This window comes from Roseofilum capinflatum BLCC-M114, from assembly GCF_030068505.1.
In the GTDB taxonomy this organism is placed as follows: Bacteria; Cyanobacteriota; Cyanobacteriia; order Cyanobacteriales; family Desertifilaceae; genus Roseofilum; species Roseofilum capinflatum.
Window position 1 is genome coordinate 1 of sequence record NZ_JAQOSO010000098.1, and the last position, 11,059, is coordinate 11,059.

Below are 11,059 nucleotides of genomic sequence, written 5' to 3' on the forward strand. Positions count from 1 at the left end.
GCGCCTGCGGGAGAAGGGGCTGGGGGATGAGGGGCAGCCATTACATAACTCATTTTAAGTTTGCTATAGATGTCAGTGCGATCGCAGGGAAGCGATCGCTACGATTCGCGAGATGATTGAGATTGCTTCATTCCACTGCGTTCCATTCGCAATGACATGATTGGAGATTGCTTCATTCCACTGCGTTCCATTGGCAATGACATGATTGATAGTTTGGGCGATCGCTGATCTGAAAATGGGTAAGGTGGGCAGGGGGTGAAGGGGGTGAAAAGTAACAACCCTAAAATGGTGGGTTACGGCGGATTGATAGATTGCTGTCAGAGTCTAGGTTTTAGCCGCCTAACCCACCCTACCCTAATGCACTGAAAATTGTTAATTGTTAATTGTTCCCCATAACCTTACCCAATACGGACTCTAAGACATTGATCACCCGATTTAGGGCAGATTCATCCTGTAAACTCGATAGGACAAAACTGGTTAACCGGGGTTCAACTGGATCGACGGGGAGAGATAAACCAATGGCGCTAAACTGATTTCTGAGATAATCCCATTCTTTCTTTTTATCAAATGGCGCTAGGGTTGCATAGCTTCTAGAGGAAACCTGAAGCACGCCATCAATACTAATACTAAAAAACTCACTCATTTCTCCATTGGGGGGCGATACCCAAACTGAAAAGCCACCATAGGTATCTCCCATTCCCCATTTAATCTTCAGGGGCTGATGTTGGATGATCCAATCATACAACCTGCGTACAATTTGCGCCTCTTCGTAGCTCTGTCTTGTCTCATATTCATAGAAAAATGATGTTTTATCCCAACGCCTGCGTTCTAAGACGGTACTGGCTTTTTTCTGCTGGGATTCTGCGGTTTTGCCAATCACGCGAGGAACCAGGGTTTTTAAGCCGGTTTCACTGACGTATTGCTTGACTTCTAAGGCTAAAACTTCTAAGGGGTCAATTTGAGTATTGAGAAACTCAATCATGACTCGAAATTCTGGAGAAACTTCATCGGAGACAAACATTAAGCGCACTTGTCCCGCTTGCAAATGGGTTTTAACTTTCTGCCAGAATTTTTCCTCATCTACGTCGGTTCCTAAAAAGGATTCAAACACCTGTTCGGGGTCTCGTCCTTGCTCCCGACAGTTGAGTTCAAATTGGGAAATGACCGCTTCTACGGGCCAGTGTAGGGGAAGTTGGGCGGCATATTCTAACATTGTACCCATCATTTCCCGGCGCGATCGCTTGCTGTCCTCTCCCTGAACGGCAACTAGGGTAGGAATACCGTCTTGATCGACGAATAAGTGATCTAAAGACCAACTGTTATCATCCTCTTCATCCAGGGTGGAGGTAATTTCACGAGTGATCCCTAACCACCGTCTGGGGGTGGCTCGGTCAATTTGATCCCCTGCTAAAAGATTGGGATATTTTTCAATTAATTCTTGCAGGCGCTCTTCTGAATCATAGGATTGTTCCATCATTTCCACCAAATGATCCTCATCCTGAATCAGATAAATTCCCCCACCCATGAATCGTCCTCTTTAGATTACAACTTGGCCAGTAAACACGGCTTGAGCTGGGCCGGTCATGTATAGTCTATCGTTTGTGGCCCACTCAATGTCGAGATCGCCACCGGGCAATTCGACTGTCGTATGGCGATCGCACTTCTTAGAGAGTACCCCAGCTACAACCGTTGCACAAGCCCCTGTCCCACAAGCTAACGTGATCCCAGCACCGCGTTCCCAAACCCGCATTTTTACCCGGTTGGAGGAGATAACCTGTACAAATTCGGCGTTAATCCGCTCTGGAAAAACGGGATGATGTTCAAATTGGGGGCCAATTTGTTCTAGGGCGATCGCCTCCACATCCTCTACAAAGGTGACACAATGGGGATTTCCCATGCTCACACAGGTCACTAACCAAGATTGTCCTGCTACCTGCAAAGCATGATCCACCACCGGATCGGTTCCCGATCCCAAGGTCGTCGGAATCTCTGCACCCCCCAACCGAGGAATGCCCATATCCACCGTTACCTGCCCCTCTGACCCCAGTTTGGGAACCATGACCCCGGCCAAAGTCGAAATCTGATATTCTTCCTTTCCAGAGCCGTCTAACTGGGCGACAAACTGGGCAAAGCAGCGAATGCCATTGCCACACATCTGGGGTTCCGAACCATCAGAATTAAAAATCCGCATGGTGTAATCCGTCCCCTTTTCTCCAGGGAGGGCAAAAATCACGCCATCGGCTCCTATTCCAAAATGGCGATCGCACAACCCAACTGCCTGCTCCGGCGTAATCAGAGGCGTATCACTGCCCCGATTATCCAGCAAAATAAAATCATTCCCCAATCCCTGATACTTGGTAAATTGCAGTTCCATAACCTTGCTCTACTCAATTTTCATTATGGTAATAGGGAGTGGGGGAGTGGGGGAATGGGGAGATGGAGAGATGGGGAGATGGGGAAGATTGCCTATTGCCTATCGCCTATCGCCTATCGCCTATTGCCCATTCCCTATTCCCTATTGCCTATTCCCTATTGCCTATTCCCCATTCCCTATTCCCTATTGCCTATTGCCCATTCCCTATTGCCCATTCCCTATTGCCTATTGCCCATTCCCTATTCCCTATTCCCTATTCCCCACTCCCATTTTCAGACATCCCTTGTTAAACTTTGTTCGGGAGGCTCTAATTCCCGATTAAACCGTCATTAACCCTCTTAAACTATGTCCGAGTTCGATACCAGCTTACCCAGTATTCGCAATATCCAGAACTTCATCCAAGAAAAAAATGAAGTGGAACTTAAGTTAGTCACCGACGACCTGATCGTAGGTAAAATAACTTGGCAAGATGCCAACTGTCTTTGCTTGATGGATCATTACGAACAACCCACCATCGTCTGGCGACAGGCGATTGTTTTTATCAAACCCAAACCCTAAATTATCTGTCCTTTATCTGAGTTTCTTCCATCCCCGATCGCTCGATGAACGTTTTTACCCCCTATCAATCTGCTCTGATCTCCCTAGTCTCTTGGGCAGCCCTAAGCCAGCCCTTGCAAGCCTTACAAGTTCGAGTTAATCCCCAATCTGCCCAACTCGGAGATACGATTTCCGTGCAAATTCAGGTCACCAGCCCCGACCCTCCCACGGTACGAATGGGCAATACTACTTACCCGGTATTTCCCTTAAGTGGCGATCGCTATCGGGCCTTGATTCCGTCGAGTCCCTTAGATCGACCCGGTACTTGGTCGATAGAAGTTCAGGGAGATGGCACTAGAGAAACCGTGAGAGTGGGAATGGGCGATCGCTCCTTTCCCACCCAAAGTATTTGGTTTTCCGAAAGTGACGCAGCCATTCGCGGAACTGACTACGAATTTGACCGGGTAGACGAATTTAAGCGCCTCGTCACGCCGCAAAAATTCTGGAATGGCCCCTTTTTACGCCCAAACGATGGGTATGTGTCCACCGTCTTTGGCGTTCAACGGTACTACAACGGAGAGTTTGCCGAAAATTATTACCATCGGGGAGTCGATTATGCTGCCCCCACCGGTTCCCCAGTGATCGCCCCAGCGGCCGGAATTATTTCCCTAGTCGGAAAAGAAGCGAATGGATTTGAACTCCATGGCAATACCATCGGCCTCGATCATGGCCAAGGTATCTTGAGCATTTTTATTCATCTGCACACGATTAACGTTCAGGAAGGAGAAATGGTCAAAGCGGGTCAAGTCATTGGTACAGTCGGATCAACCGGTACGTCCACCGGGCCCCATCTACATTGGGGACTCTATGTGAATGGAGTGGCTGTCGATCCAGTTCCGTGGCGCTTTGAAGGAATTGAATAAACCGATCGATTTCCAACCATTAAAATGTTGCACAATGTCACATTGATCCGGATCGTAGAGAATCCTGGGGCAAACTAGGGGAAGATGGAAGAACAGTATATCGTTAATGGTGAGCAAGGAAACTGTGGAGTAGATTCAGTCTTATGAGTATCCAAGAGATTGTGGAACAGGCCCTCAAGGATGGCTATTTAACCCCAGCCATGGAAGCTGAGGTGGGTAATATTTGTGACAATGCCTCAGAGCTATCCATTGAGGAATACATGGCTTTAGACCGGTTAATGGGGTGTTTATTAACGGGCGAAGTGGTGGCAGTTCCTCGTAAGCAATTTATTAATGTGATGGAAGAATTGGTACTAACCGAGTCGATGACACGAGTGGCGGCGATCGAAGAGAAAGAGGGGATTAAACTAGATTTGGGTGATGTGGCAGCTTACGCCCTCAATCGTTTACCGCCCCTCTATGCGACCACAGAAGAAGGGGCCCGCTATCAACGCGATCGCGCCAAACAAGAGCTGATGGAGTTAATTAAACAGCAAGTTGAAGCTGCCATTTCTAAGAACCAAGAAAAACCCCAAGAACCGGAACGGCAAGCTCTGGGTAAGAGCGAAAACGTCCTCTCTCAGGTCAGCCATTTATTGCAAGCTTATGCTCCAAATTACGAGAAAAAATCTCAGCCCCTAGAATAAGTGACGACCCCATCCTAGGGATAATGTCCTCTTTCAGGTAAACTGAGGGAAGATTGAACGGGAACTTAGCGCTCAACCTTGCGTCATGAAAGACTGGAGTGTTTAAGCACGAATTCTGTCCATGAGTCAATCTGTTTCTTTATCCTGGTCAACGGTTGGGGCAGGAGTTCCTCAAGCACCTGTGCAGCCCGAAAAACTCTCAAACACCGATCTCATTGTTCGCTGTCAGGCGGGTCTTCGCCCTGACAAATCGGCGTTCGCTGAATTAGTCAGACGATATCAATCCCATGTCAATCGGATGCTCTATCATCTGGCTCCAGATTGGCAAGACCGGGCAGATTTAGGTCAGGAAGTCTGGATTCGCGTTTATCGTAATGTTAAGCGCCTAAAAGAGCCAGCTAAGTTTCGCGGGTGGTTAAGTCGGATTACCACCAATCTGTTTTATGATGAGCTGCGTAAGCGTAAACGGATGAGACCCCCGATTTCTTTAGATGCGCCGCGCCGCTTTGATGATGAGGAGATAAGTTGGGAACTTCCGGCTGATGAGCCAGGCCCGGAAGAGAGCCTGACGACAACAGAGTTTTACGAAAAACTGAAACAGGCGATCGCCGATTTGCCGGAAACTTTTCGTACAACGATTATCCTGCGAGAGATTGAAGGCATGGCCTATGAAGAAATTGCCGAAATTACTGGCGTATCTCTAGGAACGGTAAAATCTCGGATTGCTAGGGCGCGTCAACGCCTACAGGTTCAACTTCAGAAGTATCTCAACAGCTAGAATGAACCCCCGACCGGTTCAGAATTCGTGTTGAGAATCTTAAGATTAATTGGAAACTTAAATACCCCTTTTAGGATCATTAGGTGTACACTATCTTGGGTTAGTCACTCAGTGTGATCTTACGTTTATCAACTTGGTAGGTGACCCACGATGACTCCTCACTTTGATTGTCAACCCCATTCCCAGAAGCATGGATATTTATCTCCAGTTCCTTCCCGGAATGACACCAGCCCCCATTCACATACGGGTGTACCTGATATGTTAAAACGCGATCGCTTTGAACTGCTCAGTGCCTATCTCGATGGCGAAGCCAGTGCCTCGGAAAGCAAACAGGTGGAAGAATGGCTAGACAATGACCCCACGGTTCAATGTCTCTACCAACGCTTGCTCAAACTTCGTCAAGGCTTTGAAATGCTGCCTACTCCTCCCGAAGAGCAACCAGTGGAGGAAACGGTCACTCAAGTGATGGGCCGTTTAGAAAGACAACCCAAACGTAGGGCCCTATTATGGGGTACAGGGGCGATCGCTGCTGCTGCCGTAGCTGCCCTATCCACAACCTTTGCTAATTCTGGACAACTGTTCCCCCGAATGGCCGCAACTCCTACTCCCCAAGAAGGAGCTGCTCTGATGCGTATTGCTCTCGATCAACCCCTGATTTCTATCCCCAAATCCGATAACAATCCCTTGGGAATGCCCAATGCAACCGGCGATCTCCATCAGATGCTCCAGAACGACCGCTAATTAGAGATGGGAGACCAACAACCATCCGGTAATTCTGTCCCTCCGTATTGCTCAATCTTCGCTACACTCATCAAGTAGGCTAAGGCATCACCCAGGGGTTCACCGGTCGGCCGAAATACAGGAATCGACTGGCGTAGATATTGGTTATCCTCTAAGGGCGAGTCGGGGTGATAGCCCTCTAATTGATCGAGCTGATTGAGCAGGTTGGTATCCTGAAAAGAGAGCAAGTATCCTTGAATGCGGTTGGCTCCCACTGTTAGGGCAGGATAACCCATGGGCATAGGCAGTAAAAATAAACGACCCCAGGCGATCGCCTCCTCTTCCTTCACAATCTTCCCCTCACAGTAGCGCCGGTAATTGACTTCACCGGGCTTGAGCGTCCCATAGACAAAAACTTTGAACATCTGCTTGAGCCAAGTTTGAATAAAACATCAATAATATTATTGACTAATATGTTATACAAGGAAAAGCAGCATGGCTTAACCCTAGACTATGACCTCAACCTTCACCTCTCCTCCACCCGGCGATCCACCCTTACCGGCCCGTGAAACTCTACCAAGCATGTATGATTTACCGAGTGAGTACCCGGAGGAACCCGGTTTGGCGGATGAATTTCATATTTGGCAGCCCCAAATTTTGCTGTTAACGTTCAAACCTCCAAAGTGCGATCGCGATCGCGTCTTTTCAGCCGCAGATATGAACGTTTATTACAATTCTAGCCATCCTCTATGGCATAAACGTCCAGATTGGTTTGCCGCCATCGATGTACCTCGATTTTATGGCGAAGAACAAGACCTACGGCTCAGTTATGTCTGCTGGCAAGAACCGGTCAATCCCTTTATCGTCGTAGAACTTCTTTCTCCAAGTAGCGAAGATGAAGACCTAGGAAATACCACCCGAAAACCGGGAGAACCCCCAACCAAATGGGAAGTGTACGAACAGATTTTACGCATTCCCTATTACTTCATCTTCAGTCGCTATACCAATGAATTACAAGCCTTTCAGCTCGTGGGAGGTCGTTACCAACGAGTTGCCCTAACTGACGGACGCTTGGTGATTCCCCAAATTGGGTTAAGTTTAGGCTTGTGGCAAGGCACTTATCAGGGTTGCGATCGCCTGTGGTTACGCTGGAGAACCCTAGATGGTGAGTTAATTTTGCTCCCACAAGAAGAGGCTACTGTTGCTAGAGAAGAAGCCAATCTAGCCAATCAAAAAGCAGCTAAACTAGCAGCCAAATTGCAAGAATTGGGCATCGATCCCACAGAGATTTAGCTTTATCCCCCCTATCCCCCCATTTCCCCATTCCCCTACCATGTCCGATCAACCCCGTACCCGCCAAGAACTTTATGACCGCATTCGCACCATGGGTCGTGAAGCCTTCATCCTCGAAGAAATGATTCGCTATGGATTTTGGCCCGAACAGGGTGAAATGCCCGAAGATCCAGCCGATGAAATTCGCCGTCGGTCAGAACTGCATCAGCAACTCAGAGAGCTACGGCAAAAACATCGTCAACTGCAAGACGAACAAGCCATCCGTCGGCAATTGCGAAAGCAACGGTTAGCGGAGTCTCGGCGGAAACGGGAAGAAACGAAACAACGACGAGAACAGGAAAGACAAGCCAGGGCGCAAGCTTGGCAAGAGCGCCAACAACAGGAGATTGTTTATTTAGGGGAAGAGGTTTCTGGGGGGTTAAGTGAGCAGGAGAGTAATGTCTCAGAACTCGATCGCCAGGGACTGCCTCAATTGGCCACAGCCGCCGATATTGCCCAAGCGATGGGGATTACCTTGGGTGAGCTAAGGTTTTTGGCCTTTGACCGGAAAACAGCCACTGTATCCCACTATATCCGCTTCAAAATGCCGAAAAAGACGGGGGGTGAACGGTTAATTTCTGTACCCATGCCCCGATTAAAACGGGCGCAATATTGGATATTGAGTCAGATTTTAGAGAAGATTCCGGTTCATGAAGCGGCCCATGGCTTTCGCCGCGATCGCTCCATCATTACCAATGCTACCCCCCATATAGGCGCAGAAGTCGTCATTAACCTAGACCTAAAAGACTTCTTTCCCTCCATCTCCTATCGCCGCGTCAAAGGGTTATTTCGTTCCTTCGGCTACTCAGAAGCCGTAGCCACTATTTTGGCCTTAATTTGTACTGCTCCCGATGTCGAAGAAGTGAGCTTAGATGGTCAAACCTATTATATTGCCCTCAATCAGCGACATCTTCCCCAAGGATCTCCTGCGAGTCCTGCCATTTCTAATCTCATTTGTCGTCATTTAGATGAGCGCTTAACCCAGATGGCGGATGAATTGGGCTTTACCTATACCCGCTATGCTGACGATCTCACCTTTTCTGCTTCCGGTGATTCCCTGAGAAATATCTGTAGAATTTTGCGCCGTACTGAATCCATTATTGACTATGAAAGTTTTACCCTTCATCCTGAGAAAACGAGAATTTTACGCCGCAAATCTTCTCAACTCGATGTTACCGGAATTGTGGTTAATGAAGGGTTAAATATAGACCGAAAAACCTTGAAGAAATTTCGCGCCACCCTACACCAAATCGAAACCGAAGGATTGGAAGGCAAACATTGGGGTCATTCGGGAAATCTGTTGGCTTCCATTCAGGGATATGCTAATTTTGTGGCCATGGTGAATCCAGAAAAAGGCGCTCAATTTCAAGAGCAAGTGAGTCGCATTCGTCAAAAGTATGGGCGAAAGTGACACAGTATGTCATTGCGAAGGTCGCGCAAGCGGAATGACGCAAACCCAACAATCCCGGTAGTTTTGGCGAAGGAAGAAACCCGGTTTCTGGGTGTCATAAATTTGGGAAAACCTGCCCCTACGGGGTTTGGTGTAGGGACATTGTGATGAACCCGCCCAACCCGATGTCGATACCATGATTTCCGGTGGGTCTATTGGTGGGGTGGGGGCGGGTTTACATTATTGATTTGTGGGTGTCCTAGATTTGGGTTTAACCCGCCCCTACGGGTTGTTTCGTAGAGGCGGTTCGCCCAACCTTCTGATTAAGACATGGCTTGAATCAGAAAATCAAAATAAGGAGCCGTTTCTTGAGCATCTTCTACACTCAACAGAGCTAAAGAGGCTTGCTTCAAGCAGCGCATGGCTTCTGCCATACCTGCTAGGGGTACGCCGAGGGAATTGTACATTTCCCGCGCACCTAAAACACCGATCTGGTCAATGGTCTCGGTGCTACCATCGAGAACCCCATAGGTCACCAGCCGCAAATACCAGCCATAATCACGGATACACTGATTCCGTTCCCTTGTACCAGAGGCATTACCCCCAGGTGCAATGAAATCAGGTCTTCTGCGCCACAGCTCTTGCGTGGCTTTATCGACAATCTTCTTTTCGTTTTCCGTGAGAGTGGAGGCAATGCGAGTGCGCTGTTCTCCGGTGGTTAAGAAGGCTTCAATATTTTGCAGTTCGCCTGCGCTCGGATAGCGCAATTCTTCGTCTGCATTGAGAATGACTTGAGTAACGACGCTCATGATTATGTTGGAATCCCTATCCTAAACGGAATATCAATATCCTGTTAGTTTAACTATTGGGTGGGACACAAGGGAAGAGAGACTTAACAAGATGCAAACAGAATCGAACTGGAAACAAGGTGAAATAGTGGAAATGGAGATCGCTTCCTTAAGCGATACGGGGGACGGAGTGGGACGGGTAGACAACCGGGTGGTGTTTGTGCCGAATACGGTTCCGGGCGATCGCCTCCGGGTTCGGTTACTCTATGTTAAGCCCCAATTTGCCAAAGGAGCGATCGAAGAACTGCTCGAACCGTCTCCCCATGGCATTCGTCCGGCTTGCATTGTCGCCGATAAATGCGGGGGATGCCAATGGCAGCATGTACGCTATGACTATCAGCAACAGGCGAAACAAACCCTAGTTACAGAAGCCTTAAGCAGGATTGGCAAATTTGCCGATCCTCCCGTTTCTACCATTATCGGCGCTCCCCAGTCCTTCGGCTATCGGAATAAGGTGTCCTATCCCCTAGAACTGTCGGATATTGGCATCTTCAAAGCGGGATATTACCAAAAAGGAACCCATAAACTGATTAACCTGAATCAATGTCCTGTTCAGGATGAGCGCTTAAATCCCCTTTTGGCTCACCTCAAAGAAGAGTTTGATTTGGCCAAGTGGTCAGCCTATGATGAACAAGTCCACAAGGGACTCTTGCGCCATTTGTGTCTGCGTATGGGTCAGCGCACGGGAGAAATTTTAATCACTCTAGTGGCGACGAAGCGCCGGTTACCGGGTTTAGCGACCCATAGCCAGAACTGGTTAAACCAATATCCTGGGGTGGTTGGGGTTTGTCTGAATGTTAACCCGGATAAAACCAATCGTATTTTTGGTAAGCAGACCCTCTCCATTGTCGGACAACCCTATGTGCGGGAGCAATTTGCTGGTTTAACCTTCCATTTAGGAGCCGATACCTTTTTTCAGGTGAATACCGAAGCCGCAGAAGCCTTGTTAGAGATGATTCTCCAGCACCTGGACTTACAAGGCACAGAACGGGTCGTAGATGCCTATTGTGGCATTGGTACATTCACCTTACCCATCGCGCGTCAAGTGCAACAGGTTACGGGAATAGAAGTCCAAGCAGAAGCCATTAAACAAGCCAGGGAAAATGCTCAGTTAAACGATATCGAGAATGTAATGTTTCAGGTAGGCAAAGTGGAGGATATTCTACCCCAATTAGACCATCAACCGGATATTGTCTTACTTGACCCGCCCCGTCAAGGTTGCAAGCCGGAAGTGTTGCAAGGGTTGTTAAGCCTGCGTCCTGCGCGTCTGGTTTATGTCAGTTGCAAACCGGCAACGTTGGCGCGAGATCTTCAGATTCTCTGTGAGTCTGGAGCCTATCGCCTGACGCGAGTGCAACCGGTGGATTTTTTCCCGCAAACGGCGCATGTGGAGGCGGTGGCGTTTTTAATGAAGAATGAATATAGCGCTTTCCGCTTCGCGGACATGAACGCGCTAGGGAATAGGGAATAG

The 11,059-nt window shown here is 48.4% G+C and carries 13 protein-coding genes; 9 read left to right on the forward strand and 4 right to left on the reverse strand.

Annotation, left to right across the window (positions count from 1 at the left end):
- Positions 1 to 379: 379 nt before the first annotated feature.
- Positions 380 to 1,525 carry a hypothetical protein gene (locus tag PMG25_RS18860; protein WP_283768443.1) on the reverse strand — a complete coding sequence of 382 codons (1,146 nt, stop codon included), beginning with the start codon at positions 1,523 to 1,525 and terminating at the stop codon, positions 380 to 382.
- A 12-nt stretch (positions 1,526 to 1,537) separates the two neighbouring features.
- Positions 1,538 to 2,374 carry a diaminopimelate epimerase gene (dapF, locus tag PMG25_RS18865; protein ID WP_283768444.1) on the reverse strand — a complete coding sequence of 279 codons (837 nt, stop codon included), beginning with the start codon at positions 2,372 to 2,374 and terminating at the stop codon, positions 1,538 to 1,540.
- A gap of 78 nt (positions 2,375 to 2,452) precedes the next feature.
- On the opposite strand from dapF, the gene PMG25_RS18870 reads away from it, so the two are divergent.
- From PMG25_RS18870 to PMG25_RS18895, 6 genes are all read left to right on the forward strand, one after another.
- Positions 2,453 to 2,707 (forward strand): hypothetical protein, encoded by a 255-nt coding sequence (locus tag PMG25_RS18870; protein WP_283768445.1) that lies wholly within the window; start codon positions 2,453 to 2,455, stop codon positions 2,705 to 2,707.
- Positions 2,708 to 2,719: 12 nt separating this feature from the next.
- Positions 2,720 to 2,932, forward strand: coding sequence for an Hfq-related RNA-binding protein (locus PMG25_RS18875; RefSeq protein WP_283768446.1), 213 nt, complete (start codon positions 2,720 to 2,722; stop codon positions 2,930 to 2,932).
- A gap of 44 nt (positions 2,933 to 2,976) precedes the next feature.
- Positions 2,977 to 3,834 (forward strand): M23 family metallopeptidase, encoded by an 858-nt coding sequence (locus PMG25_RS18880; protein WP_283768447.1) that lies wholly within the window; start codon positions 2,977 to 2,979, stop codon positions 3,832 to 3,834.
- A 143-nt stretch (positions 3,835 to 3,977) separates the two neighbouring features.
- Complete coding sequence (locus PMG25_RS18885; RefSeq protein ID WP_283764809.1) at positions 3,978 to 4,520, forward strand: late competence development ComFB family protein; 543 nt, start codon at positions 3,978 to 3,980, stop codon at positions 4,518 to 4,520.
- 121 nt (positions 4,521 to 4,641) lie between these two features.
- Positions 4,642 to 5,298 carry a sigma-70 family RNA polymerase sigma factor gene (locus PMG25_RS18890; RefSeq protein WP_283768448.1) on the forward strand — a complete coding sequence of 219 codons (657 nt, stop codon included), beginning with the start codon at positions 4,642 to 4,644 and terminating at the stop codon, positions 5,296 to 5,298.
- Between the two features lie 150 nt (positions 5,299 to 5,448).
- Complete coding sequence (locus PMG25_RS18895) at positions 5,449 to 6,039, forward strand: anti-sigma factor family protein (protein ID WP_283768449.1); 591 nt, start codon at positions 5,449 to 5,451, stop codon at positions 6,037 to 6,039.
- On the opposite strand, the gene PMG25_RS18900 is transcribed toward PMG25_RS18895, so the two are convergent.
- The gene (locus tag PMG25_RS18900; RefSeq protein ID WP_283768450.1) at positions 6,036 to 6,443 is read right to left on the reverse strand and encodes a gamma-glutamylcyclotransferase family protein; all 408 of its coding nucleotides are present in this window, start codon (positions 6,441 to 6,443) and stop codon (positions 6,036 to 6,038) included. The two genes, PMG25_RS18895 and PMG25_RS18900, sit on opposite strands and share 4 nt — an antisense overlap.
- A gap of 88 nt (positions 6,444 to 6,531) precedes the next feature.
- On the opposite strand from PMG25_RS18900, the gene PMG25_RS18905 reads away from it, so the two are divergent.
- Positions 6,532 to 7,311 carry a Uma2 family endonuclease gene (locus tag PMG25_RS18905; RefSeq protein ID WP_283768451.1) on the forward strand — a complete coding sequence of 260 codons (780 nt, stop codon included), beginning with the start codon at positions 6,532 to 6,534 and terminating at the stop codon, positions 7,309 to 7,311.
- 40 nt (positions 7,312 to 7,351) lie between these two features.
- Positions 7,352 to 8,761 (forward strand): reverse transcriptase family protein, encoded by a 1,410-nt coding sequence (locus tag PMG25_RS18910; RefSeq protein ID WP_283768452.1) that lies wholly within the window; start codon positions 7,352 to 7,354, stop codon positions 8,759 to 8,761.
- A gap of 302 nt (positions 8,762 to 9,063) precedes the next feature.
- Here PMG25_RS18910 and apcD read toward each other — a convergent pair whose 3' ends face one another.
- Positions 9,064 to 9,549 (reverse strand): allophycocyanin subunit alpha-B, encoded by a 486-nt coding sequence (gene apcD / locus PMG25_RS18915; protein ID WP_283768453.1) that lies wholly within the window; start codon positions 9,547 to 9,549, stop codon positions 9,064 to 9,066.
- 91 nt (positions 9,550 to 9,640) lie between these two features.
- On the opposite strand from apcD, the gene rlmD reads away from it, so the two are divergent.
- The gene (rlmD, locus tag PMG25_RS18920; protein ID WP_283768454.1) at positions 9,641 to 11,059 is read left to right on the forward strand and encodes a 23S rRNA (uracil(1939)-C(5))-methyltransferase RlmD; all 1,419 of its coding nucleotides are present in this window, start codon (positions 9,641 to 9,643) and stop codon (positions 11,057 to 11,059) included.